This window comes from Glycocaulis alkaliphilus, from assembly GCF_004000605.1.
In the GTDB taxonomy this organism is placed as follows: domain Bacteria; phylum Pseudomonadota; class Alphaproteobacteria; order Caulobacterales; family Maricaulaceae; genus Glycocaulis; species Glycocaulis alkaliphilus.
In genome coordinates this window covers 904,350-928,499 of record NZ_CP018911.1, presented here as the reverse complement: position 1 = coordinate 928,499, position 24,150 = coordinate 904,350, and the positions used below count along the sequence as shown (strand labels likewise).

Here is a 24,150-nt window from a genome sequence, read left to right as displayed (position 1 = left end):
CTGGTTCCAGCTGGACGGTCTGACTATTCAACGGCGCGGCTGACAGTGCCGCTCTCGCTGGCGCTGCGCTCGCTTGTGGTGGACTGGCCCTGACGCCAGCGGTCGAGAACCGTCTGGCGGCGGGCGGCATCGGGATCATCGAAGGTGCGCGGGGTCACAAGATCACGCGGATCAGCGACCATGGCCGCAATATTCTGCTCGGTGGCGCAGCCAAACCCGCCCCAGCGCCCGCCCGGACGGGCATTGCGCACATCGCTCCAGCGGTTCTCGCACTCCGGCGCTACGGCGCGGTAGCGGGTGAAGGAAAAGACGACAGGCGCCTGAACATAGCCGCCGGCTTCGTAGGCGCCGCCGCCGATCTGGCGCCAGTCCAGCCCGTGGCCGTAGAGCGCAGTGCGCACATCGGCGATTGCGCCCAGCGCCGCTTCGGCATTACCGGCATTCTGGGGGTAGGAGATGACGAAAGGCCCATGGCCTCGCGCCTTGTACTCACCGGCCAGTGCCTCGATGAGTTCCAGCTGGGCCCATGTCAGGCCATTATCGCGCGGATCAACGGGCATCTCCACGCGTACCGTCTCAGCCATGGCGGTGGCGCGCGGCAGCTCGCGGGGCGCCGACGCACAGGCGCTCATCGCAAAAGCCGCGGCAAAAGTCAGGCAGATGGCTCTGATCATCATGGCGCTACTCCACGCTGAAGCCGACAGGGCCGGTCCAGCCCTGCCCTTCCACCTGCGCACCCGGCGCGGCGTAGACACGGTTCAGGCGGCCAAGAAAGACGTGTGCCGCCGTCGAGGCAGGCTCAAACCCGTCGCCGGGCGACGAAAGCTCGTTCGGATTTGCCGGATCGACCAGATAGGGGGTGACGACAATCACCAGCTCGGTTTCGCTATTGGCAAAATCGCGCGAGCGGAAAAGCGCGCCCAGAACGGGCAGGCGCTCTACCCCGGGAACGCCGTCCATGGCCTGCCGGGTTTCTTCCTTGATCAGGCCGGCAATGACCAGACTGCCGCCGGAGGGCAACTCCACGGTCGTTTCCGCGCGGTTCACGGTCAGCGAGGGAATGGTCAGCGCCGGGACGCCGCCAATGACGTTGCCGTCCGCATCGGTCTGCGTGCTGCCCCCCAGCGTGATCGAACCCTGATTGGACAGCTCGGAGACCTCGGTGGAAATACGCAAGGAGATACGCCCCTCCGACAGAACCACGGGCGTGAAGCCAAGGCCGACGCCAAACGGCTTGTATTCAATCGTGATATTACCGTCGCGATCACGTCCGACAGGCACGGGAAACTCGCCGCCCGCCAGGAAGTTTGCCGACTCACCGGAAATCGCGCTGAGATTCGGCTCGGCTAGCGTGCGCACCAGACCGACACGCTCCAATGCCGCGAAGGTCGCTCCCAGCCGCGTGTTTGCTCCGAGAGCATTGAGCAGATCGGCCCGGCCCGTCAGCCCGCCAAGCGCACTGCCTGCCAGGCCGAAAGCGTTTTCAGTGTCGATACGGTTTACCGTCGGGCTGGCCGTATTCAGATTGGCGCTCAGATTGATGCCGAGCTGGCGCACCAGCGTACGCTGCATTTCCACAATGCGCACACGCAAGAGCACCTGATCGCGCCCCTCAACGGTCAGAAAAGAGATCACCTGCTCCGGGTCATCAGCCCAGCGGCGCGCCACCTGCAGGGCGGTGTCTGCGGCACTGGCAGAGGGCACCGTTCCGGACAGGACGATATTGGCGTTCATCGATTCAGCGGCGATACGGCCATCGGGCACGAAGCGCCGCAGCGCATCGCTCAACCCGTCCATATCGCGCTCGACACGCACCGCCAGATCAAGGATCAGCGCGCCATCACCATCAAAAAAGAAAACATTGGTGCGCCCGACACCCTGACCCAGCAATACAGCGCGGGTGGGCGTGCGCACCACGGCGTCAGCAACAGCCGGGTTGGCGACCATCACGTCGGCGGCGTCAACGGGCAGATGGATCACGGCGGCCTGTCCGAGGGGCAGTGTAATGCGCTCTGACACCGGACCCTCGCCGGGCTGGCGGATCGTCACCTGAAGCGTGTTGGTCCGCTCCACACCTGCGCCTTGCGAATAGGCCGGGGCACACAGCAATAACGGCGCAAGCGCCGCCAGCGTGGCCAGAAATCTCGCTGCCATCATTCCCCTCCCCGCGCGCTGAGCGCTACACGCTCCTCACGCCCGTAACGGAAAACGCGCACCACGCGCTGCCCGCCTTCGGTGACTTCCCCCGCTTCGGCAGATGGTTCGTCTGCATCGGAAAGGCTGCGCAGCGAGAGCGTGAGCGTTCCGCCCGCGATAGCCTGAGCGGCCACGCGCGCCTGAGCGGGTGTCACTTCCAGCGTGGCGGTGGAGCCAACCACCGCGCCCGAACCATCCTCGGAGAAGGACTGGTCAATCGCCAGAACACGTACGTTTTCCAGCAGGGTTTGCGCGGAAAAGCTGTTGTGCTCGCCCTGCGTCGTCACAATCAGGTCAACCCGGTCATTGGGCAGGATGAAGCCGCCAGCGCCGGCGCGAGCCGATGTCGGCACGGCAATCGCGCGCATGCCGGGCGAAATTACCGCAGCCATGAAGCCACTGGAGCCGGGCGCCACCAGCCGGCGCTCTGTTATCGGCTCTCCTTGCGCGATGGCAGCGCGCACAACCGAACCTGCGAGCCTGTTCACTGCCTCGCGGTCAGCTGATTCGCGGATATAGGTGGGCGAGATGGCCTCTTCGGGCCAGGGCTGCCAGTAGAGGTCGCCGGGCGCCACGCGCCGGCCCATGGCCAGATCAGAGCGCGCTGCCAGCACCCTGACGGCAGGTGCTTCCGCCACAGGGGCTTCTGTTACCGTGCGCTCGATCACCTGCGGCTGCATGGCGTTACGCACGAAGAAGGCCGCAACGATTGCGGCCAGACCGGCAGCGACGAGAATGGCTATACGGGTGGCGTTCATGGCAGCTCGCGGATCCCTCGGCGCGAAAAGGCAGTTGTGCCTGATTTCACCGGCAAAACCTCAAGGCCGCGTTAATTATCGGCGATGGGATATGTCCCGCGCAGGGAATGTGCCAGTTCGGTCACTGAGACGTTAACCGGCAAACGCCGCCATCAGCGGGGAATGCGGCAACGCCCAGAGCATCCCGCCCGCTATGGCCACGCCATAGGGTACAGGCGCCCCATGCGCCAGCGGGCTGGCGGCAAGGCGCTCAGGCGACATGGGCAGCGCCGGCGCGAAGCGGCGCGCGGCCAGCAATGCCGCCGCCAGAACGCCGCCGCAGATCATCGCCAGAAGCAGGAAGGTGAGAACGGACGGCCAGCCAAACCAGAGGGCGAGCGCGGCAATCAGCTTGGCGTCACCGCCGCCGAGCCAGCCCGGCATCCACAGCGCCATCATCAGCGCCAGCACGCCAACCCCTGTGAGCAGGTTAAGGCCAGCGCCCTGCCAGCTGAGCCCGGAGAAGGGCACATACACCAGCCAGAGAACAATCAGTGCGCCGGGTATCCAGTTGGAGATTGTGAAGCGCCGCACGTCTTCCAGCGCGGCCAGAAGGGTGAGCAGAATTGCAGCACTCACGCAAAAATAGATCAGCATCACGCCCGGCACATCTTCAGTTCCTGAGACGGCCAGACCATCATAACAGGCTTAAGATTGGGTGCATGGCGCGCCGGGCCGATGCCCTCGCCCGCTATGTTAACGGCAGAACAAGATAGCGAGAATGCCGGTATAGCGGCACTGATTGGGGGCCGGCTCTGGCTCTGGCTCTGGAGCAGGAGCAGGGTCTGGCTCAGGGGACGGTGTGGAATCATTGCCGCCGCCTGAGTCACTTCCAGTGCCCGATCCGCCGCCACTTCCCGGATCCTGCGGTTCATCAGGTTGCCACTCGCCACTGACGAACCCGACGCGGCGGGGCCGCATATAGACGGTTTCGGTCAGATTGAACTGGCCAAGCCCGCTTCCCGACAGCGGTGTGTGATAGGTGTAGTCGGCTTCCACGACGACAACGCCGCCACCGGGCAACAGCACGCCAGCTGGCAAAGGCGGCAGATCACCGGCGGCGCGTGGATTGGTGCCCCTGCCCTGGCTCCATTCAAGTGACGGGTTGCCCTGCGCATCGGCGCTCAGCGATGAGACGCGCACAACCAGGTTGGCCGTCGAATAAGGCTGCATGACAGCCTCCCCCGCAGCCAGGATGTCGCCGAACGCCACATCGTTCACAATGTCAGATTGGGCGACCAGGTCCGCAATCGTGCTCGCAGCCGCTGTCAGCTTGCGGTCAGCAGACAGGCCGAGCGTAAGCTGGACGATCCCCACATAGAGCGTGATCAGCAATGGCGCTATCAACGCAAACTCCACTGCCGACACACCCCGGCGGTCCGCAGCAAGTGTTGAAATCAGCTTGAAGGCCATCATTGCAGCGCCTCCTGGAACGGCTCGTTGCGGAACGCGGCGGTCGCCGTCAGAAGCCGGCGATTGCCCGCCATGTTCGCAAGCCCCAGCCCCAGATTGGGGACGATAAGCGGCCAGTCATAATAGGCCCGCACCAGCACTATCTCGCCCGGATTACCGGGCAGGAAGCTGATCTCGCCGACATCGACCATCCCGTTTTCGTCGACTGGCAGGGAGGTCGCGCCGCCAAAGCTTTCCAGCGTGCGCACATCAATGCGTAAACGCTCACACCGCAGCAAACCCGCCGAGCGGCTGCAGACAGAGTTTCTGAACGCCTCTGGCGAGCCGCCTGCCAGCTGGAGCTGTCCGGTGCGTATCTCGCGGGCCGATTGCGACAGCCCGTGCTCCATCATCATGCCGGCAAAAAAGATGAGGGCGGTTTCGATAATGGCGCCCAGCAGAACAAGGAATGGCAGCGCAACCATTGCGAACTCGACGGCCGTCGCGCCCTTCTTGTCGTCTGCCATCCGCCTGGCGAGGCGCTTAACCGGACTCTTCAGAAACACGCTGCGATCTCCCCGCAAGACTGCACTGGCGGCAGTATCGCGCAGCGCGCTTAATTCGCGGTGAAAAAACCTGGTTAAGAAAGCGTGATGTCGAGGGCCTGTCCTCACAAAGGGTTTGGAGCGTGATATGCGCGAAAATCGTTCAATATCAGGAGCAGGCCCCAAGGAAGGGCATCCCCCTTTCGAGGGGCTGCGACGTAATAGTGGGCGATTTTCGCCATACTCTTATCGAGCGCGGCGGATTTTCTCCCTGACGGCGTCGAGCCGGCCTTGTGGAGGAGTGCTCCACGGCGGCCGTCTCTCCTTGTCAGGCACCAAATCCGCTACGCCCCGGCAAGCGACTGCAAGCCGCTTGCCTCACTTAGCAAAGAGTCGGAGCGAACCAAAGTTCGCTCCGGGGCCCGAAACCTTTATGAGTACAGGCCCTAACGCCCGCCACCAACCGCCGTACGGTTGGCCTGCTGGCCCGACACGCCGGAGAACCAGTCCGATGCATCCCCGATCACTGGCACGGCCTGGCATTCCGGCGCACACACATAACTGTGGCGTTCGGTATTGCGGAAAACCTGGACGCTGCCCCGGCCCGACTGGGTGACCAGCAGGTCCGAGGTGTAGAGCACCCGGCCATTATCATCGAGCGCGATCATGTTGGTTCGGCCGAACACACGGCCCGTCACGAAGATGGTACGCGCATCATAGAGCGTCGCGTCGGCTATATTGGGATTACCAATTACAATGGCGGCGGCATCGCCCGGCAGGCGAATCAGCGCGGTATGGTCGGCTGGCACCTCAAACCCGCGCGACTGGGCCTGCGCCACGGCAGCGGCGGTCAGCGCGAGAAGGCTCGCAAGAAAGAGCTGAACAGGCTTCATGGCCATTATCCCGGTGCAAATCTGCGCCAAGCATCGTTGCGGCCGATGAAGGAAGTCTAAACGTCTGCTTCATCCAGCAGGCGGAACACGCGCTCGCAGGCAAGAAGGTCACGCTTGCGGTTGGCGGCGGCCTCGGCGGCTTCGCTGTCCTCGCCCCAGCGCTCGGCCTGATAGTCCTCATCCAGCCGCGAAAGCATGTAAGCCAGCTCGCCATCGATCTCGGCTTCGAGCAGCGCAAAACCGAGCACGGCAGACCCCAGAAGGGGGACAGCGCTGGTCAGTGCCGTCAGCCGCCAGTTGTCCAGCGCGCCCGCACGGGCCCGCAGAGCGGCCAGAGAGGCCTCCGGCTGCTCTAGTGCCAACAGTGTCGCCGCGCTCTTCAGCGGGGCTTCCAGCGCCTTTGCAGACCATTCCAGCAGCGGGTCCCAGCCAGCGGCCTGGCGGGCAGCAAGCTCAGGATCGTCACTGCGATGGGACAAGAGGTCTGTTCCCGCAAACCGGACAATTTCCTCTGCCGCGGCCGCGCGCGCCGCTTCCATACGGTCAATAGCCACATGAGCCAGCCGGGTCAGCGGCATGGTGAAAGGATCAATATGTTTGGCTTGCGCATCCCACTCAGCCGCCATCTCCACGGCCAGCGTCTCGCAAGGAGCTGCCAGCACATGGCGCTCAGGCGTTTTCACCGGGCGGCCGTCAAGAAGTATGGCCCAGCCATCGCCCGAAGGCCCCGCGCTGGCCTCGGAATAGAAACGCTTGGGCAAAGGGCGGTTTTCCGCCTTCGCCTTGGACATGCTCATCGTGAAACCTCTTCCCCCGCCGGCACAAACCGGCTCAATGCGCCATTGAGCGTGTCGTAGCTGTCGTGAATCTCATGGGCACCGCCAGAGGCAATTTCATCTGCTGTATGAAAGCCCCAGCTTACCCCAAGGGCAGTCGTGCCCGCAGAACGGGCCATGAGCATGTCAAAGCTCGTATCGCCGATCACAACCGTTTCTTCCGGGCGCGCGCCAGTTTCGGCCATCGCGTCGAGCACCATGCGCGGATTGGGCTTGCCGACGCCGTGATCGACGGTCTGCAGGGTCTGGAAATAGCGATGCAGGCCATGATGGCCAAATACGATGTCGAGCCCTCTGCGCGCCTTGCCGGTGGCGACGCCCAGCAGCCAGCCCTCATCGCTCAGACGCTCCAGCGTCTCCAGCGCGCCCGCATAAAGCGGCTCCTCAAAGCCGGGATCAGCGCGCTGCTCGACAAAGGCTTCCTTGTAGTAATTGCACAGGAGCAAGAGGCGCTCATGGCCAATGTCCGCCGGTGCGAGACGGCCAATGGCCTCTGACAGCTCAAGGCCTACAATGGTGCGCACCCGGTCATAGGGCATCTCGCCAAGTCCGGCGCGCGTGAAGGCACGGTCCATCGCCCGGTGGATGATCTCCCGGCTGTCTATGAGCGTGCCATCGACATCGAACACGGCAAGTTTCAGGGTATTCATTCGGGTACAACATCAAACGGGGCGGTCATGCGGCTCTCGCCTGCAAGAATTGGCTCGGTGCCGTGCCACATATACGACGGGAACAGCACCACCAATCCGGGAGAGGGCCTCACCCAGTGTTCAGCGGGTGCCGGCCGCGCCGTTTTGAACGACGGTTCTCCAAACTTGATGCAGCCCTCCTTGCGATCACCACTGACCGTGCTGCTTGGGACATCGACATAATAGGCCGAGCTGATCCAGCCTGCCGGATGAAAATGGTTCACATGGCGGCCACCGCCATACAACCTGACAGACCAGCACCCTGACAGGCGGAACTTGCCGGTATTGCGGCAGGTCAATTCATGGTTTTTGTCACGTCCGATCTCGTTCAGATACTGGGAGATGGGCCCTCTAAGAGCGGAGAGGTAGGCCCTGACAGCCGGAGACGGATCACACAAGAGGCTTCGCGGTGTCTGTATCCCGTTGCGAAGAGACTGGTTGAATGGGCTGCGGGCCAGGACGTGACGTGCCTCAAGCACGCTTTTCAATGCCGAGTTCAGGCTTTCGCCATCGGGATAACCGTCGCAGCCCGGCAGGTGGTAAGCTCTCACAAACCGCTCATAGTCGTAGAGCTTGCGATATTGCGGATTGTCAGTCAGACGCCATAGCGTTGCCTGATAGGCCAGCCAGCCTTGGTCCAGCGGGTAGCGTGAGCGGAACTTCGATATAAGCTCATCGGCCTCGCCGTAGGCCCCGGTCATCAGCAGTGAAACAACAAGATTTGTCGCGCAGCCGCTATCGTGCGGCCGGGCCGCATAGTCGATACGCGCAAGTTCAAGCGACTGTTCGCCCTCACCCATGCCCTGAAGCACAATAGCCCTCAGGCCGGCGATCTGGGGACTCGCCAGCGATGCCTCGGGTAATCGCGCCAGCAGCGCAAGCGCGTCGGCATGACGATCGATCTGGTAAAGGCAGTCAGCAGCTACCGCTACGAAAGCGGGATCCCCGGTTCTCGCGACGGACTCAATGAGGGCTTCAAACTCTTCTGTCTTGCCAGCCGTCCACAAGGCCTGCGCGAGATCGCGGAAAGTACTGATGGTTGCCTGGCGCGACCAGATATCTTGAAACATCCGGACAGCGTCGCTCGGCTTGCCGGCAAGGAATGTCGCACGGGCGCAAGCCGACTGCACAGAGACATGGCCGCGAAGCGATGCCGGCTGTTCGTCCAGCATCGCGGCAAGTTCGTCCGTCCTGTCCATCAGAGCCAGGGCGTCGATCCGTCCTGCCAGGCAGGACGCTGGATCGCCGCCAAGATCGGCCGCCTTTTCAAAAGCCGATATTGCTTCCAGGTACATGCCGGCCGCATAGTACGCTTTTGCTGCCGCTACCCAGCTATTGGAGCGTGACGCACCTGATCCGGCCGTCAGCGCTCGCGCAGCGCGCTCGGCGGCCTGGTGATCTCCGCTGGCACTTAGGGCACTCACCAGCCCCTCAGCATAAACCGCCTCAGCGGGGCGGGCTTTGGCAGCTTGCTTCCAAGCATCTGCTGCCTCGGCCGACCGCCCCGCGGCAAGCAGGCACCCGGCATAATTGTTGAGATACTCATGATTGCCGGGATCGAGACGCAGTGAGTGGCGCATCCACCCCAGAGCACCGTCAATATCTCCGAGACGGCGGGAGATTAGCCCTTGCAAATGAGCAGACTGGGCCGTCTCAGGGTTTGCCGCACGGTAGCTGTTCATCATGCCTTGGGCAGCCGCATAGTTGCGGGCCGTGTATGCAGCAAAGATGGTTTGCAGCGTTACACTCATGCCAGCTGGGCCTCTATCGCGCGCATATCCATCCCGGCATCAAAGCCCAGCGCCTCAAACGTGTCAGCCATGTGTTTGGGTAGCGGCGCCTCGAGCACGAGCGGCTTCTTGCCTTCGCGCGGGATAACCAGTTTGCGCGCATGCAGGTGCAGCTTTTGCGACACCCCGCCGAGCGGCGGCACGTCACACACATATTTCCCGTCGCCCTGAATGGCGTGACCGGCAGCGGCCAGATGCACGCGCAGCTGGTGGGTCCGGCCCGTCTCGGGGCGCAGCACCACCCAGCTTGCCCGGCGGCCCGCCTCATCTGCGGTGGCATAGCGGGTAAGCGCGTATTGCGCGCCTTCCTCGCCATGGCGGGCAGCGACCATCAGCTCGCGGTCGCCCTGTGTGGAAGCCGTCTTCTTCATATAGCCGGTGATCTCGCCCGCGCGCGGCATCATGATGCCCAGAGCGATCGCCCAATAGGTCTTTTCAAGATCACGTCCCTTGAACAGGGCCGCCAGCGTAGCCGCATGTGATGCGCCCTTGGCCACCACGATCACGCCGGACGTATCCTTGTCGAGCCGGTGGACGAGGCGCGGGCGCCTGTCGCCAGTGCCGAACGCGTCCAGCAGGCCGTCCAAATGGCGCACCACTTTAGAGCCCCCCTGCACGGGCAGGCCCGGCGGCTTGTTCAGCGCGATGAGCGTATCATCCTCATAGAGCACCATGGAGCGTGCGAACGCCTTGTCCTCGGCGCTGATGGTCTTGGGCGGCGCAGCCTCACCCGGCGCAGGCAGCGGCGGAATGCGGATTTCCTGACCCGCCTCCAGCCGGTGATTACCCTTCACCCGTCCGCCATCAACACGCACCTGCCCGGTGCGCAGCAGCTTTTCCAGCGCGCCATGCGTGACATGGGGGAAATGACGCCTGAACCAGCGGTCGAGGCGAATGTCGGCCTCATCGGGGGCCACGGTGCGGATTTCAACCTTGCTCATGGCGCGAAGGGATAGTGCCGCGCAGGCCCGCCTGCAAGACGGACGCTCTGCTGACGGCGCTCAGGGACGGACCGGACGCAACCGCGCACCGGCCAGCTTCCAGCCCGCAGCCACGCCAGCAAGCCACAGCACGATCGACAGGACGAGGTAGAGAAGGGCCGGACCCGCCTCACCCGCCTGGGCAAGCAGAACAATCTCAAGACTGAAGATGGAAAAAGTGGTGAACCCGCCGCAAAATCCCGTCACCACGAAATGCCGCTGCACCAGGCCGGGCTTAATCCGCCCGCACACCATCGCGCCGGCATAGAGGCCGATCAGCAGGGAACCACACGCGTTGGCTGCCAGCGTTCCCCACGGCAAATCACCACCCGCGAGCGCCAGCGCAACTGCGTAGCGGGTGAGTGCGCCGAGCGCGCCACCCGCGGCCACTGCCAGCAGGATGGAAGGGCGCGCCTTCATGCGCCTGCCAGCCCCGTCACAAGAGCAAACCCGCCTGCTGCCAGCATCAGACAGCCCGCAAGCGACAGGAGGGCCAGCGCGCCAGCCGCCACGATGCGGCCCGCCTGAAACAGCTCCAGCGCCTGCAAGGAAAAGGACGACACGGTCGTGTAGCTGCCCAGCACACCGATCACGAGAAATATCCAGGCCGTGCCCGCCGCACCGCCTTCTGACAACCATAGCCCGGCCAGCAGGCCGATCAGGGCAGCGCCTGTGAAATTGACCGCCAGCGTACCCCACGGAAACCTGCCGCCCAGACGCCCGTCGACAAAGGCCGCCAGCGCGTAACGTCCGAGCGCCCCAAGCGCGCCGCCCGCAGCGATGAGAAGGAGGTGTTGCATGGGTTAGTGGTTAGGCTCGCGAATACGCGCTGGCAAGGCCGCCGGGTCTGGCGGCCTTGCCCTTTTGCGTATCCCTATGCGGCTAAACGGCCGGTTCGGCCATCACCATGCCGAGCGCCATGCCCGCGAGCGCATAGACAAGACCAATAACGATATGGAGCTTTTCGCCTTTCATTCCACTGCCCTCCCCGTGAAATGAAAAGCAGGAGGTCTCATTTCAGAAACAGGGGAGTTCGCAAGAGCTTTCGCGGCCGGTCATCATTCGTCCAATGCAATCCGGATGTCGCTCAACATGTCACGTAGTGGCGTAAAGCCACGATTGGACAGCAGTACAAGTGCCAGACCGTCGGTCTGCCGATACTGAAGATAGGCAATGAAACCATTATTGCCGCCACTGTGACCGTAGGCCGGCTCCCCCCGGGCTTCACCGACAACCCAGCCCAGCGCATAGACATCGGATGCATCCGGGAAAGGAACCGTCAGCATGTCCGCCAGGGCAGCCTCGCTTATCAGATCGCCCTCGAACACTGCATGCAGGAAGCTGATGCAGTCTTGCGCACTGGCCACAACGCCGCCGGCTCCGGGAATGACATACATCTTGGAGTAGGCTTGCTGCAGGTGGTCCGGGCGTCCGTTATAACCAGGCACGGCCAAAGGCTCTATGCGGTGGCCATCATACATCAGACCCGTCTCAGGCGGGCTTTCAAGACTGGCCGATACCATGCCTGCCGGCTCGAAGACCTCTACGCGCAGTACGTCATGGATGGGCATGTCGTACTGCTGCTCCAGCACCAGCGAGATGAGCGTGAAGCCGAAATTGGAATAGCTGAACACCTCACCCGGCACAGACTCCAGCGGTCGCGCTGAAAGGTCGTCATAGAGGGCTGCGATCGTGCTGGCGATATCGCCTCTCCAGCCGTCGACCATGTCATTGGTGATGTCTGCGATCCCGGAAGTGTGGCTCAGCAGATGCCGCAGCGTGATCGCCCCCCAAGTCTGCGCGCACGGATCAAGATAGATGCAGAGCGGGGCGTCAATATCCAGCCGGCCTTGATCCACGGCACGCATCACCGCCACCGCGAGAATGGACTTCGAGCTGCTATGCAGCTTGTAGCGCAGCTGCGGCTGGCTCGGCACAGAGAGCTCAACACTCGCCATGCCATAGGCGCCGCTCCATATCTCGCGGCCACCCCGACCCAGCATGACCACTCCGCTGAACTCGCCAGTATCAGAATAGGGAGCCACAGCAGAATCCAGATCCAGCTCCGACTGCTCTGCAGGACGGGCCGTCGCGGCAGCACTCGCAAGAAGAACAGATCCGGCACCCAGGAGAAGTAAGATGTTTTTCACGGCAAACCCCCGTTTTACTGAAGGCCGCTACTGCCAAACATCCAACGCAATAAAAAGTTAAGTTTCAGAAATATATTGAATTATTGTAATTTAAGGCACCGTCCTATCATCCATAAATGCTTCGATACTGCGCCGGGTTGGGCGGTATGAAGAGAACAAGGGCGCAATACTAGCCCCGCCTCTTCTCCCGCAACGCCCTCCAGCGCGCCAGCCGCTCGGCAATGGCGGCTTCGCGCCCTGTGTCCTTCGGTTCATACAGGCGCGGGCGGTCTTTCATGGCGTCCGGGAAATAGTCCTGACCCGACACGCCGCCGGGCGCATCGTGATCGTATTCATAGCCCTTGCCGTAGCCCTGATCCTTCATCAGGCGGGTTGGCGCGTTGAGGATGTGCGCTGGCGGCATCAGCGAGCCGGTCTCTCCCGCAAGGCGCTGGGCGGCCTTCCATGCCACGTAGACGGCATTGGACTTGGGCGCGCAGGCGAGATGCACCACCGCCTGCGCCAGCGCCAGCTCGCCTTCCGGGCTGCCGAGGAAATCATAGGTTTCCTTGGCCGCCAGCGCGGCGTGAATGGCGGTCGGGTCGGCAAGGCCGATATCCTCATTGGCCATGCGCACGATGCGCCGGGCCAGAAACAGCGGATCCTCGCCAGCCCCCAGCATGCGCGCCAGCCAGTAGAGCGCCGCATCGGGGTCTGAGCCGCGCACCGATTTGTGCAGGGCGGAGATGAGATTGTAGTGCTCCTCGCGGTCCTTGTCATAGACGGGCGCGCGGCGCTGCAGGAATTTACCGAGCTCCGGCGTGGACAACGGGGCTTCAGGCTCCAGCCGCAGCACTTCCTCGGCGAGGTTCAGCAGATAGCGCCCATCCCCGTCCGCCATCGCTATCAACGCCTCGCGGGCGTCGGCTAACAGCGGCAGTTCATGACCCTCTGCCGCTTCCGCCCGCTGCAAGAGCAGCTCCAGCGCGCCCTCATCCAGGCGTTTCAGCACCAGAACCTGGCAGCGCGACAGAAGCGCCGCATTCAGCTCAAAGCTGGGATTTTCGGTGGTCGCGCCGACAAGCGTCACCACCCCCTCCTCCACCACGGGCAGGAAGCCATCCTGCTGCGCGCGGTTGAAGCGGTGTATCTCATCGACGAACAGCAGCGTGCCCTTGCCCGCCGCGCGGCGGCCACGCGCGTGCTCGAAGGCCTTTTTCAGATCCGCAACGCCGGAGAACACCGCAGAGAGCGGGTGAAACTCCAGCCCCGATGCCTCGGCCAGCAGGCGGGCAATAGTGGTCTTGCCGACGCCCGGCGGGCCCCAGAGAATGATCGAGGAGAGCCGCCCCTGCGCCAGCATGCGCCCCAGCGGGCTGTCAGGCCCCAGCACATGATCCTGCCCCACCACCTCATCGAGCGATTGCGGACGCAGACGGTCGGCCAGCGGACGCGGGGCGTCGCTTTCAAGGCCGGCGGATTGGAAAAGGTCTGACATGGACGCAAGTGTGGCGCTCGCCAGGCCCGCGCGCAATCGCGCCGGTCAGAGTCGCTGCGATGTCTCCCCCCGTTTACGGGCGGGGTGAGAAGCGAAGCTTCGAACGCCCGAAGGGCCGAGGGGGGGATTGTTCAATAAAAGCTCCCCCCTCCGTCAGCTTCGCTGACACCTCCCCCGTAAACGGGGGAGGACACCGCTCCGCCGAAGCATGTTGCTGGGATACGCTAGAGGCGCAATGTACGTGCGAAACGTTCCCCGCGCCGTTCGATCTCCACCGGCCATTCACGTGCATCATCGTTGCGCGCCAGCTCGCGCTGGATTTCGCGAAGACTGCTCACAGCGCGCTGATTGACGCTGAGGACACGGTCACCGGGCCGGAAGCCGAAAAACTCGGCCGCAGAGCGCCGCTGGACGCGCGTGACGATCAGCCCATCGGTGAACGGATCCATCCCGTTGGCTTCATTGAAGGCTGGAGACAGCTCCACCACCTCGGCGCCCTGGAAGGGATTGCGCCCCTCCAGCACCACGCGTTCGCCCTCGCGGTCACCGGGAGGCGCTGCCGCGGTGACGGTGAGGTTGCGCTCCTCGCCATTGCGCATGACGCGCACAACGGCCTCGTCACCAATGGCCCGCGTAGCAAAGCGGAAGCGGACCGCCGCTTCGTTATTCACTTCTGCGCCGTCCACCGAGAGGATCACATCACCCTGACGCAACCGTGCCCGGTCGGCTGGCCCGCCCGGATAGACATCGGCCACCAGCGCGCCGCGCGGGCGATCAAAACCCATGGAAAGCGCGATGTCGCTGGTCACCGGCTGCAGGCGCGCGCCCAGCCAGGGGCGCACCAGCTCTCCGCCTTGCGTCGCGGCCTGAACCACGCTGCGCACCATCTCTGCAGGAATGGCAAAACCGATGCCCTGCGACCCGCCAGAGCGCGAGAATATCGCCGTGTTGATGCCCAGCAGCTCGCCATTCATGTTGACCAGCGCCCCGCCGGAATTACCCGGATTGATGGCCGCATCGGTCTGGATGAAAAAGGCATAGTCGGTGATCCCGACATCGGTACGGGCCAGCGCCGACACGATGCCGGAGGTCACGGTCTGACCGACGCCGAACGGATTGCCGATGGCGAGGACCAGATCACCCACTTCCGCCGAACCGGACAGATCGAAAGGCAGGACAGGCAGCGGCTCGTCGGTGACAACACGCAGCACAGCCAGGTCTGTGCGCTCGTCGGCCAGCAGGATTTCCGCCTCCAGCTCGCGCCGGTCATAAAGAACCACGCGCAATTCCTGCGCGCCAGCAACCACGTGGTTATTGGTGACGATAAGGCCTGCCCCGTCCACGATCACGCCTGAGCCAAGCGATTGCACCTCGCGCTGACGCGGCGCCTGACGACCAAAAAAGCGTTCAAACATCGGATCGCCAGCGAACGGGTTCTGATCGGCCACCACGCGGCGCGAATACACATTCACCACCGCCGGTGCTGCGCTGCGCACCACAGGGGCAAACGAAAGCTGCAGGTCGGCGCGTGATAGTGGCAGCGTGCGCTCCGGGCTGCCTGCGCCTGCCAGGGTCTCTTCCTGACCATTGGCCGGATTGACCGCCATGGCAGCAAGACCAAACCCGGCGATCAGCGCCACACAAATGGCTGGCAGTTTCCAGTTCATGGATGCGTGCTCCCTCACACTTCTCTCCCGACCGATTTAAGGTGTGCGAATGCGGCTGAACAGAGGCTGAAGGTTACAAGTGCGGTAAGGGGGAGCCCCCCGTGCTTCGAGACGGCTTCTACGAAGCCTCCCCAGCATGAGGGGCGCGATAGCTGGAAGCCCTCATCCTGAGGGCGAGCGAACCGAGCGTCTCGAAGGACGAGGGCTAACCTCGCAAACAACAAAAAGCCCCGGTGTTTCCACCGGGGCTTTTATGGTCTGGTCTGGCGTGAAGCCTATTCCTCGCCAGCGAACTCTTCGGCGCGGGCGCGGTCGACAGCGCCCTTGGCGTCCACATCGCGGTCAACCAGCTCGATGACAGCCATCGGCGCGTTGTCGCCATGGCGGAAGCCGGCTTTGAGAACGCGGGTATAGCCGCCATTGCGCTCGCCATAGCGCGGGCCGAGCGTGGCAAACAGCTTGGACACCTGATCCTTGTTGCGGATCTGCGCGATTGCCTGACGGCGGGCGTGCAGATCACCCTTCTTGGCCAGCGTAATGAGCTTGTCCATGATGGGCTTCAGCTCTTTGGCTTTCGGCAGGGTCGTAACGATCTGCTCGTGCTCAATCAGCGAAGCCGCCATATTGGCGAACATGGCGCGCCGGTGGGACGCGGTGCGGTTGAGCTTGCGATATCCATTCCCGTGACGCATGGGATGTCTCCTTCACTCCGGGCAAGGCGCCTCGCGGCGGCCTGCCTAGATCTGATCCTCGAATTTCTTTGCCAGGTCCTCGATATTTTCCGGCGGCCAGTTGGGCGCCTCCATACCGAGGTGCAGCCCCATCTGGGCCAGCACTTCCTTGATCTCATTGAGCGACTTGCGGCCGAAGTTCGGCGTGCGGAGCATTTCCGATTCCGACTTCTGGATGAGGTCGCCAATGTAGACGATATTGTCGTTCTTCAGGCAGTTGGCCGAGCGCACAGACAGCTCCAGCTCGTCCACCTTCTTGAGGAGGGCCGGATTGAAGTCGAGCGACGGCGCATCGTCTTCCGGACCACGGGCCTCGGAAGGCTCCTCGAAGTTCACGAAGATCTGGAACTGGTCCTGCAGGATACGCGCAGCATAGGCCACGGCGTCTTCCGGCGTCACAGCGCCATTGGTCTCGATGTCGAGAATGAGCTTGTCATAGTCCAGCACCTGGCCTTCGCGGGTGTTTTCCACGCGGTAGGCCACGCGCTTGACCGGGCTGTAGAGCGCGTCGATGGCGATATAGCCGATGGGCGCGTCTTCCGGGCGGTTACGCTCGGCGGGCACGTAGCCCTTGCCGGTATTGACCGTCAGCACGAAGCGCAGGCTCGCGCCTTCGTCGAGGGTGCAGATGACGTGGTCACGATTGATGACCTCGATGTCTGCCGTTTCCTCGATATCACCAGCCGTCACCTCGCCGGGGCCGCTCTTGCGCAGCACGACGCGGCGCGGGCCTTCGCCATGCATGCGCAGGGCAACCTGTTTCAGGTTCAGCACGATGTCGGTGACATCTTCACGCACACCGGGGATCGACGAGAACTCGTGGAGCACGCCGTCGATCTGGACAGCAGTCACCGCCGCACCCTGGAGCGAGGACAGCAGCACGCGGCGCAGCGCATTGCCGAGCGTCATGCCGAAACCGCGCTCAAGCGGCTCGGCAACGATCTTGGCGTTGCGCGCAGCATCATGGCCAGCCTGAACGACGGGCTTCATCGGACGGATTAGTTCCTGCCAGTTCTTCTCGATCACGGAACGTCCCTTCAAGCGAAAGGCGCGCCCGGTATCAGGCCGATTTGCCCGATGCCAGCGCGCGACACATTAAACTGTACCGGAGCCGCGGCGAGTGACGCGCGGCTCCGGGATAAACTAGACGCGGCGGCGCTTCGGCGGACGGCAGCCATTGTGCGGGATCGGCGTCACGTCATGGATCGTCGTGATCGTGAACCCGACAGACTGCAGGGCACGCAGAGCCGACTCGCGGCCCGAACCGGGGCCCGACACCTTGACTTCAAGGGTCTTCACGCCGTGTTCCTGCGCCTTGCGGCCCGCATCTTCAGCGGCCATCTGGGCGGCATAAGGGGTCGATTTGCGCGACCCTTTAAAGCCCATCGTGCCGGCCGACGACCAGGAAATCGCGTTGCCCTGGGCATCGGCGATGGTGATCATCGTGTTGTTGAAGCTGGCATTCACATGCGCCACGCCGGAGGTGATATTCTTGCGCTCGCGGCGGCGTACGCGTGTCGGTTCCTTGGCCATTGCGCCTGGTCCTTACTTCTTCTTGCCGGCAATCGGCTTGGCCGGACCTTTACGGGTCCTGGCATTGGTGTGGGTACGCTGACCGCGCACGGGCAGGCCGCGGCGATGGCGCAGGCCGCGATAGCAGCCAAGGTCCATGAGACGCTTGACGTTCACGGCCGTGTCGCGGCGCAGGTCACCTTCGACCATATAGCCAGCATCGATCGTTTCGCGGATCTGAAGCACTTCAGCATCGGTAAGCTGGTTAACCCGTTTTTCAGACGGAATGCCTACCTTCTCACAGATCTCCCGCGCCATGGCCGGGCCGATACCGTGAATATAGCGAAGCGCGATCGTTACGCGCTTGTTCGTCGGAATGTTGACGCCAGCTATGCGGGCCACAACGCTACTCCCTGTTCAATATGCCGCGCGCAAAAGAAACCGACACGTACAGGGCGCGACACACATTGCGCGCGCCTTGCCTCGTGGCCGGCCCCTCAGAGCGAAGGGCGCTTCTTATAGTGCCGATGCCATACCCGTCAACCGGGCTTTAGCGCCGCCACTCCACAAAACTCACTCCCCCGCACACATGCCTTGCAGCGTGCGCACGGGCCTTATGCATCCAACGCCGCATTGATGCGGGCGGAAACCTCGTCCATCGAGCCCATCCCGTCCACATCCACCAGCTTGTTCTGGCCGGTGTAGAAAGGAATCAGAGGGGCCGTCTGATCGTTATAGGCCTTCAGGCGGACCTTGAAGGCATCAACCGTGTCATCCGCGCGGCCTTCCTCGGCAGCGCGCTTTTCCACCCGTGCGACCAGCTCGTCCTGGTCAACCACAAGGCGGACAACTTTTGCGATCGGGCTGCTGCGTTCCGCCAGCAGCCTGTCGAGCGCTTCAGCCTGGGGAACCGTGCGCGGGAAGCCGTCGAATATGGCACCCCCGGCGGCGTCTGCCTCAGGCAGACGCTCATTGATCAGGGCGATGACAATCTCGTCGGACACCAGCTCGCCGCGATCCATGATCCCGGCCACACGGTTACCCAGCTCAGTACCGGCCTTGCGCGCATCGCGCAGCATGTCGCCGGTGGAAAGCTGGACCCAGCCGCGTGACTGGACCAGGCGCTTGGACTGGGTTCCCTTGCCCGCGCCGGGTGGTCCGAACAGGATGATGTTCATCGCTTGCGGCCCCTCAGCTTCGTCTTCTTGATCAGGCCCTCATACTGGTGTGCCAGCAGGTGGGACTGGATCTGGGAGACGGTGTCGAGGGTCACCGACACGACAATGAGCAGGGCCGTGCCGCCGATATAGAAGGGGATGTCCAGCTCCGCACGCAGCACTTCAGGCAGCACACACACGAAGGTCAGATAGGCCGCCCCGATAACGGTCAGGCGCGTCAGCACGAAGTCGATATACTCGGCGGTGCGCTTGCCGGGACGGATGCCGGGCAGGAAGCCGCCATACTTCTTCAGATTGTCCGCCGTGTCTTCCGGATTGAAGACGATGGAGGTGTAGAAGAAGGTGAAGAAGATGATCATCGACGCATAGAAGATGATGAAGAGCGGCTGGCCCGGGCCAAGCAGCGCCGTCACCGTGCGCAGCCAGTCAGGCCCGGTGTCGGCGGAGAAGCCCGCAATCGTCGCCGGCAGCAGCAGGAGCGAGGAGGCGAAGATCGCCGGGATCACGCCCGCCGTGTTCAGCTTGAGCGGCAGGAAGCTGGACTCACCGCCCATCATGCGGTTGCCGACCTGGCGCTTGGGATACTGCACGAGCAATCGCCGCTGCGAACGCTCCATGAAGACGACAAACACCAGCACGGCAATGATGCCAAGGATCATCGCGATGATGAGCCCTGCAGAAAGGTTGCCCGTACGGCCCTGCTCCAGCGTCTGGAAGAGCGCACGCGGCATTTCTGCAATAATGCCGGCGAAGATGATCAGCGAGATGCCGTTACCCACGCCCCGCGCCGTAATCTGCTCACCCAGCCAGAGCAGCATCATCGTGCCGCCAACCAGCGAGACAACAGCCGTAATGCGGAAGAACCAGCCCGGATCGATCGCGATGGTGGCACCCGTCGTCGGATCGGGGTTTTCCATCGACACGGCGATGGCAAAGGCCTGCAGCATCGCGAGAACGACCGTCAGATAACGCGAATACTGGTTGATCTGCTTGCGGCCCTGCTCGCCGCCTTCCTTCTTCATGCGCTCCAGGCTCGGCACGGTGGCGGCCATGAGCTGCATGATGATCGAGGCAGAGATATACGGCATCACGTTGAGGGCGAAGATCGCCATACGCTCAACGGCGCCGCCGGAAAACATGTTGAAGACGCCCAGAATGCCTTGCTGCTGCTGCTGGAAGGCACCGGCAAACACGTCCGGATCAATGCCCGGCATGGGGATATAGGTGCCCACGCGGTAGATGATCAGCACGAACAACGTGAAGAGGAGCCGCTTTTGCAGCTCCTTGGCGCGGGCAAACGCGCCGAAATTCATGTTAGCGGCAAGTTGTTCTGCGGCAGATGCCATGGGCTGGTCTCGCTCCCTTGCGGTCCCGGTTAGGCCAGGACGGAATTGGACGGCTCAACCCATCTGGGGAGCCGTCCAGTAAACCGCATCAGGCTTCGCTGTCTTTGGGGGCCGGCAGGGTGATCGACCCGCCAGCTTTTTCCACCGCAGCGATGGCAGGCTTCGACGCGCCAGCCGCCGTGATGGAAAGCTTGGCCTTGAACTCGCCGCCGCCGATAATGCGTACGCCGTCCTTGGCGCGGCGGATAACGCCGGCCCTGATCAGCGCGTCGGCATCGACAGCCGCTTTCGCGTCCAGCTTGCCCGCATCAATCGCCTTTTGCAGGCGGCCGAGCGTGACTTCGGCAAACTTTGCACGGTTCGGCTTGGTGAAGCCGCGCTTGGGCAGGCGCTGGTGAAGCGGCATCTGGCCGCCCTCAAAGCCCTTGATGGCAACGCCAGAGCGCGATTTCTGACCCTTGACGCCACGGCCGCCGGTCTTGCCCTTGCCCGAGCCGATGCCGCGACCCACGCGGGTGCGTTCTTTCACCGCGCCGGGATTATCCCGCAGTTCGTTCAGACGCATGACTATTCTCCTTATCAAGGATGGCGCGGCCCTAGCCGCGCTCCTCGACGATTTCTACCAGGTGGGCGACCTTGGCGATCATGCCGCGCACAGACGGCGTATCCTCAAGCTCGCGCTGTTTGCCGATACGCCCCAGGCCGAGCCCGGTCAGCGTCTGCAGCTGGTCTTTGGGGCGGCGGATATGGCTGCCCGTCTGACGCACGATGACTGTTTTCTTGGCCATGGCCGGTATTCCTAGCTCTGGCTGTCGACGGCTTCAGGTGCGCTGGCACCGTCATTCCGGCGATTGACAATATCGGCCACTTTCAGGCCGCGCTTGGACGCAACCGTGCGCGGGCTGTTCTGCCCCTTGAGCGCGTCGAACGTGGCGCGGATCATGTTGTAGGGGTTGGACGAGCCGACCGACTTGGCCACCACGTCCTGAACACCCAGGCTTTCCAGCACGGCGCGCATCGGGCCGCCTGCGATGATGCCGGTGCCCGGAGGCGCCGCACGCAGCGTGACCTTGCCAGCGCCCCAGCGGCCGTTTGCATCGTGATGCAGCGTCCGGCCTTCGCGCAGCGGAATGCGCACCATGGTCTTCTTGGCCTCTTCGGTCGCCTTGCGGATGGCTTCCGGCACTTCGCGCGCCTTGCCCTGTCCGAAGCCGACACGGCCCTTTTGGTCGCCAACAACTGCGAGAGCGGCGAACTGGAAGTTCCGGCCGCCCTTCACCGTCTTGGCAACGCGGTTGATGTGGACGAGCTTGTCGACGAGTTCGCTTTCCGGCTCCTCGTCGCGGCGGCGGCGGTCGCGCCCGCCCCGGCCTTCGCGTTGGTCTTCCCGAGCCATGGCGCTCTCCTAGAAGTTCAGGCCGCCCTCGCGGGCAGCATCTGCGAGCGCCTTGATGCGCCCATGATAAATGTAACCGCCGCGATCAAACACGACATCGGTAAGGCCCTTGGCCTTGGCGCGCTCGGCGACGAGCTTGCCGACAGCGGCAGCCGCCTCGACATTGGCGCCAGCCGGCTTGCCGCCGCGCACATCGGCTTCGAGGGTCGAAGCCGCGGCGAGCGTGGCGCCGTTCGCATCGTCGATGATCTGGGCGTAGATATGCTTGGACGAGCGGAAGACCGACAGGCGCGGACGGCCGCCCGAGAACTTGGCAAGCCGCGAGCGCGTACGCTGCGCGCGGCGTTGCATCTTTTCGCGAGACGATTTCATGACCTGACGGTTCCCTACTTCTTCTTGCCTTCTTTCCGGCGGACATATTCGCCGGCAAGACGGATGCCTTTGCCCTTGTAGGGCTCCGGCGGACGATACTTGCGGATCTCGGCCGCAGTCTGGCCGACTTCCTGCTTGTTAGCCCCTTCGATCTTGATCTCGGTGGGCTTGGGAGCAGTAATCGTGATGCCGGGACGCGGCGTGTAGATCACTTCGTGGCTGAAGCCAAGCGACAGCTTGAGATCGCGGCCCTGCGACGCAGCGCGGTAACCGACGCCGACCAGTTCGAGATTCTGCTCGAAACCTTCCGACACGCCTTTCACCATGCTGGCGATGTTGGCGCGCGTCGTGCCCCACATGGCGCGGGCACGGGTCGACTCATCAGCCGGCTTCACAACCAGCGACTTGTCCTCGGCTTCAGTAATGGTGACCAGGTTGGACACAATGAGCGACAACTCGCCCTTGGGACCCTTTACCTTCACCGTATCGTTGGCAATGGTCGCGCTCACTCCGCTAGGAAGGCCGACCGGCAATTTGCCCAGACGTGACATGGATCATGCCTCCCTTAGCTGACGTGGCAGAGAATCTCGCCGCCGACATTCTGGGCGCGGGCTGACGCATCGCTCATCACACCGCGCGGCGTGGAAACGATGGCAATCCCGAGCCCGTTCTGAACGAGCGGAAGATCCCTGGCCTTGGAGTATTCCCGGCGGCCCGGCTTGGAAACGCGCTTGATCTCGGAGATCACAGGCGCGCCTTCATAATATTTCAGTTCGATTTCAAACTGCTTGAAGCCGTCAGCATCCAGCGACTCTGAATAGCCGCGGATATAACCTTCTTCGAGCAGGACATCGAGCACACGCTGGCGCAGCTTCGATGCGGGCGTCACCACATTGGTGCGCCGGCGCATGAGCGCGTTACGGATGCGGGTGAGCATGTCACCGAGCGGATCGATCATCGACATTGGCTTGCCCTCCCTACCAGCTCGACTTGACCAGGCCTGGGATCAGGCCGTGGCTACCCAGCTCGCGAAGCGCGATACGGGACATTTTCAGCTTGCGGTAGTAACCGCGCGGACGGCCCGAAACCTTGCACCGGTTGCGGATGCGGGTCGGGGCCGAGTTGCGCGGAAGGGCAGCCAGCTTCAGCTGGGCTGCAAACCGCTCTTCGACGGGCAGCGACGTGTCGCGCGCGACAGCCTTCAGTGCCTGACGCTTGGCCAGATACCGCTTGGCCAGACGCTGGACACGGGCATTACGCTCGGTTGCGCTCTTCTTTGCCATTCAATTCATCTCCTGCGTGCGGACCCGGGATGGGCCTGCGTTCCTGCTGCGTCAGTTCGCGAACGGAAAGTCGAACTCGGCCAGCAGGGCCTTCGCTTCTTCATTGTTACGCGCGGTGGTGCACACGACGATGTCCATGCCACGCACTTTTTCGACCTTGTCGTAGTCGATCTCGGGAAACACGATGTGCTCTTTCATGCCCATCGCGTAATTGCCGTTGCCATCAAAGCTCTTGCCATTGAGCCCGCGGAAGTCGCGGACGCGCGGCAGGGCGATGGTGACCAGGCGGTCGAGAAACTCGTACATGCGGTCCTGGCGCAAAGTCACCTTCGCGCCGATCAGCTGGCCTTCACGCAGCTTGAAGCCCGCGATGGACTTCGTGGCACGCGTGGCGACCGGCTTCTGACCGGCAATCGCTTCCAGGTCAGCCAGAGCTCCCTGGAGCTTCTTGGAGTCCTGTGCAGCCTCGCCGACGCCCATATTGATGACAATCTTGTCAATACGGGGTATCTGCATGTCGTTCGTGTAGCCGAACTTCTCCTTCAAACGCGCGCGAATCTCTTCGCGATAGCGCGTCTTCAGGCGCGGCTCATATGTCGCGGTCTCAGCCATTGATGACCTCACCAGATTTTTTCGCGACCCGGACCTTCTTGCCGTCCCGCACCTCGAAGCCGACACGTGTCGCTTCGCCGGATTTGGGGTCGGCCAGAGCCACGTTGGAAACGTGGATCGGGGCTTCCTTTTCCTCGATACCGCCAAGCGTGGTCTGGGTCGGGCGGTTATGGCGCTTGACCATATTCACGCCGCCCACGAACACGCGGTTCTCTGACGGGACCACTTTTGTCACTTCCCCGGTCTTGCCCTTGTCGCGGCCAGCCAGGATGACGACCTTGTCGCCCTTCTTGATCTTCGCAGCCATG

The 24,150-nt window shown here is 63.1% G+C and carries 31 protein-coding genes; all 31 read right to left on the bottom strand.

Annotated elements, in window-relative coordinates:
* Nucleotides 1-23: 23 nt before the first annotated feature.
* The gene (locus tag X907_RS04475) at nucleotides 24-677 is read right to left on the bottom strand and encodes a CpaD family pilus assembly protein (protein ID WP_127565833.1); all 654 of its coding nucleotides are present in this window, start codon (nucleotides 675-677) and stop codon (nucleotides 24-26) included.
* Between the two features lie 4 nt (nucleotides 678-681).
* Nucleotides 682-2,154, bottom strand: a complete 1,473-nt coding sequence (locus X907_RS04470; RefSeq protein WP_233352519.1) for a type II and III secretion system protein family protein — start codon at nucleotides 2,152-2,154, stop codon at nucleotides 682-684.
* Nucleotides 2,154-2,954, bottom strand: coding sequence for a Flp pilus assembly protein CpaB (gene cpaB, locus X907_RS04465; protein WP_127565831.1), 801 nt, complete (start codon nucleotides 2,952-2,954; stop codon nucleotides 2,154-2,156). The genes X907_RS04470 and cpaB overlap by 1 nt, the downstream gene beginning before the upstream one ends.
* Before the next feature lie 132 nt (nucleotides 2,955-3,086).
* Nucleotides 3,087-3,572, bottom strand: coding sequence for an A24 family peptidase (locus X907_RS04460; RefSeq protein WP_170175456.1), 486 nt, complete (start codon nucleotides 3,570-3,572; stop codon nucleotides 3,087-3,089).
* Between the two features lie 117 nt (nucleotides 3,573-3,689).
* Nucleotides 3,690-4,409, bottom strand: a complete 720-nt coding sequence (locus X907_RS04455; RefSeq protein ID WP_127565829.1) for a TadE/TadG family type IV pilus assembly protein — start codon at nucleotides 4,407-4,409, stop codon at nucleotides 3,690-3,692.
* Nucleotides 4,406-4,951 (bottom strand): TadE/TadG family type IV pilus assembly protein, encoded by a 546-nt coding sequence (locus tag X907_RS04450; protein WP_127565828.1) that lies wholly within the window; start codon nucleotides 4,949-4,951, stop codon nucleotides 4,406-4,408. The genes X907_RS04455 and X907_RS04450 overlap by 4 nt, the downstream gene beginning before the upstream one ends.
* 425 nt (nucleotides 4,952-5,376) lie before the next feature.
* Nucleotides 5,377-5,823 carry a pilus assembly protein N-terminal domain-containing protein gene (locus X907_RS04445; RefSeq protein ID WP_170175455.1) on the bottom strand — a complete coding sequence of 149 codons (447 nt, stop codon included), beginning with the start codon at nucleotides 5,821-5,823 and terminating at the stop codon, nucleotides 5,377-5,379.
* A 56-nt stretch (nucleotides 5,824-5,879) separates the two neighbouring features.
* Complete coding sequence (locus tag X907_RS04440; protein ID WP_127565826.1) at nucleotides 5,880-6,620, bottom strand: ATP12 family chaperone protein; 741 nt, start codon at nucleotides 6,618-6,620, stop codon at nucleotides 5,880-5,882.
* Nucleotides 6,617-7,309, bottom strand: coding sequence for an HAD-IA family hydrolase (locus tag X907_RS04435; protein ID WP_127565825.1), 693 nt, complete (start codon nucleotides 7,307-7,309; stop codon nucleotides 6,617-6,619). The genes X907_RS04440 and X907_RS04435 overlap by 4 nt, the downstream gene beginning before the upstream one ends.
* Nucleotides 7,306-9,099: a putative 2OG-Fe(II) oxygenase gene (locus tag X907_RS04430; protein ID WP_127565824.1), complete on the bottom strand. Its 1,794-nt coding sequence runs from the start codon at nucleotides 9,097-9,099 to the stop codon at nucleotides 7,306-7,308. Before X907_RS04430 ends, X907_RS04435 begins: the two co-directional genes overlap by 4 nt.
* Nucleotides 9,096-10,079 (bottom strand): RluA family pseudouridine synthase, encoded by a 984-nt coding sequence (locus tag X907_RS04425; RefSeq protein ID WP_127565823.1) that lies wholly within the window; start codon nucleotides 10,077-10,079, stop codon nucleotides 9,096-9,098. Before X907_RS04425 ends, X907_RS04430 begins: the two co-directional genes overlap by 4 nt.
* Before the next feature lie 60 nt (nucleotides 10,080-10,139).
* Nucleotides 10,140-10,538, bottom strand: coding sequence for a fluoride efflux transporter CrcB (gene crcB, locus X907_RS04420; protein ID WP_127565822.1), 399 nt, complete (start codon nucleotides 10,536-10,538; stop codon nucleotides 10,140-10,142).
* On the bottom strand, nucleotides 10,535-10,918 hold the full coding sequence (locus tag X907_RS04415; protein ID WP_127565821.1) for a CrcB family protein: 384 nt from the start codon (nucleotides 10,916-10,918) through the stop codon (nucleotides 10,535-10,537). The genes crcB and X907_RS04415 overlap by 4 nt, the downstream gene beginning before the upstream one ends.
* 258 nt (nucleotides 10,919-11,176) lie before the next feature.
* Complete coding sequence (locus X907_RS04410) at nucleotides 11,177-12,268, bottom strand: serine hydrolase domain-containing protein (RefSeq protein ID WP_127565820.1); 1,092 nt, start codon at nucleotides 12,266-12,268, stop codon at nucleotides 11,177-11,179.
* A 169-nt stretch (nucleotides 12,269-12,437) separates the two neighbouring features.
* Entirely contained in the window at nucleotides 12,438-13,745 is a 1,308-nt protein-coding gene (locus tag X907_RS04405; protein ID WP_127565819.1) for a replication-associated recombination protein A, read from the bottom strand.
* A gap of 224 nt (nucleotides 13,746-13,969) precedes the next feature.
* Nucleotides 13,970-15,412 carry a DegQ family serine endoprotease gene (locus tag X907_RS04400; protein WP_233352518.1) on the bottom strand — a complete coding sequence of 481 codons (1,443 nt, stop codon included), beginning with the start codon at nucleotides 15,410-15,412 and terminating at the stop codon, nucleotides 13,970-13,972.
* 275 nt (nucleotides 15,413-15,687) lie between these two features.
* Nucleotides 15,688-16,104: a 50S ribosomal protein L17 gene (gene rplQ / locus X907_RS04395; protein WP_127565818.1), complete on the bottom strand. Its 417-nt coding sequence runs from the start codon at nucleotides 16,102-16,104 to the stop codon at nucleotides 15,688-15,690.
* 45 nt (nucleotides 16,105-16,149) lie between these two features.
* Nucleotides 16,150-17,169: a DNA-directed RNA polymerase subunit alpha gene (locus tag X907_RS04390; RefSeq protein WP_127569311.1), complete on the bottom strand. Its 1,020-nt coding sequence runs from the start codon at nucleotides 17,167-17,169 to the stop codon at nucleotides 16,150-16,152.
* Between the two features lie 117 nt (nucleotides 17,170-17,286).
* Nucleotides 17,287-17,676 carry a 30S ribosomal protein S11 gene (rpsK, locus tag X907_RS04385; protein ID WP_127565817.1) on the bottom strand — a complete coding sequence of 130 codons (390 nt, stop codon included), beginning with the start codon at nucleotides 17,674-17,676 and terminating at the stop codon, nucleotides 17,287-17,289.
* Between the two features lie 12 nt (nucleotides 17,677-17,688).
* Entirely contained in the window at nucleotides 17,689-18,057 is a 369-nt protein-coding gene (gene rpsM, locus X907_RS04380) for a 30S ribosomal protein S13 (RefSeq protein WP_127565816.1), read from the bottom strand.
* A 212-nt stretch (nucleotides 18,058-18,269) separates the two neighbouring features.
* A complete protein-coding gene (locus tag X907_RS04375; RefSeq protein WP_127565815.1) occupies nucleotides 18,270-18,833 on the bottom strand; it encodes an adenylate kinase in 564 nt (187 codons plus the stop codon).
* Nucleotides 18,830-20,179 carry a preprotein translocase subunit SecY gene (secY, locus tag X907_RS04370; protein ID WP_127565814.1) on the bottom strand — a complete coding sequence of 450 codons (1,350 nt, stop codon included), beginning with the start codon at nucleotides 20,177-20,179 and terminating at the stop codon, nucleotides 18,830-18,832. Before secY ends, X907_RS04375 begins: the two co-directional genes overlap by 4 nt.
* A gap of 88 nt (nucleotides 20,180-20,267) precedes the next feature.
* Nucleotides 20,268-20,744, bottom strand: coding sequence for a 50S ribosomal protein L15 (rplO, locus tag X907_RS04365; protein ID WP_127565813.1), 477 nt, complete (start codon nucleotides 20,742-20,744; stop codon nucleotides 20,268-20,270).
* A 31-nt stretch (nucleotides 20,745-20,775) separates the two neighbouring features.
* Entirely contained in the window at nucleotides 20,776-20,967 is a 192-nt protein-coding gene (gene rpmD, locus X907_RS04360) for a 50S ribosomal protein L30 (RefSeq protein ID WP_036512062.1), read from the bottom strand.
* Nucleotides 20,968-20,978: 11 nt separating this feature from the next.
* A complete protein-coding gene (rpsE, locus tag X907_RS04355) occupies nucleotides 20,979-21,575 on the bottom strand; it encodes a 30S ribosomal protein S5 (RefSeq protein ID WP_127565812.1) in 597 nt (198 codons plus the stop codon).
* A gap of 9 nt (nucleotides 21,576-21,584) precedes the next feature.
* Nucleotides 21,585-21,947 (bottom strand): 50S ribosomal protein L18, encoded by a 363-nt coding sequence (gene rplR, locus X907_RS04350; protein WP_127565811.1) that lies wholly within the window; start codon nucleotides 21,945-21,947, stop codon nucleotides 21,585-21,587.
* Between the two features lie 14 nt (nucleotides 21,948-21,961).
* Nucleotides 21,962-22,498 carry a 50S ribosomal protein L6 gene (gene rplF, locus X907_RS04345; RefSeq protein ID WP_127565810.1) on the bottom strand — a complete coding sequence of 179 codons (537 nt, stop codon included), beginning with the start codon at nucleotides 22,496-22,498 and terminating at the stop codon, nucleotides 21,962-21,964.
* A 14-nt stretch (nucleotides 22,499-22,512) separates the two neighbouring features.
* The gene (gene rpsH, locus X907_RS04340) at nucleotides 22,513-22,911 is read right to left on the bottom strand and encodes a 30S ribosomal protein S8 (protein WP_127565809.1); all 399 of its coding nucleotides are present in this window, start codon (nucleotides 22,909-22,911) and stop codon (nucleotides 22,513-22,515) included.
* Between the two features lie 13 nt (nucleotides 22,912-22,924).
* Nucleotides 22,925-23,230, bottom strand: a complete 306-nt coding sequence (gene rpsN / locus X907_RS04335) for a 30S ribosomal protein S14 (RefSeq protein ID WP_127565808.1) — start codon at nucleotides 23,228-23,230, stop codon at nucleotides 22,925-22,927.
* A gap of 51 nt (nucleotides 23,231-23,281) precedes the next feature.
* The gene (gene rplE, locus X907_RS04330; RefSeq protein WP_127565807.1) at nucleotides 23,282-23,842 is read right to left on the bottom strand and encodes a 50S ribosomal protein L5; all 561 of its coding nucleotides are present in this window, start codon (nucleotides 23,840-23,842) and stop codon (nucleotides 23,282-23,284) included.
* Nucleotides 23,835-24,149, bottom strand: a complete 315-nt coding sequence (rplX, locus tag X907_RS04325; RefSeq protein ID WP_127565806.1) for a 50S ribosomal protein L24 — start codon at nucleotides 24,147-24,149, stop codon at nucleotides 23,835-23,837. The genes rplE and rplX overlap by 8 nt, the downstream gene beginning before the upstream one ends.
* Between the last annotated feature and the right edge of the window lies 1 nt (nucleotide 24,150).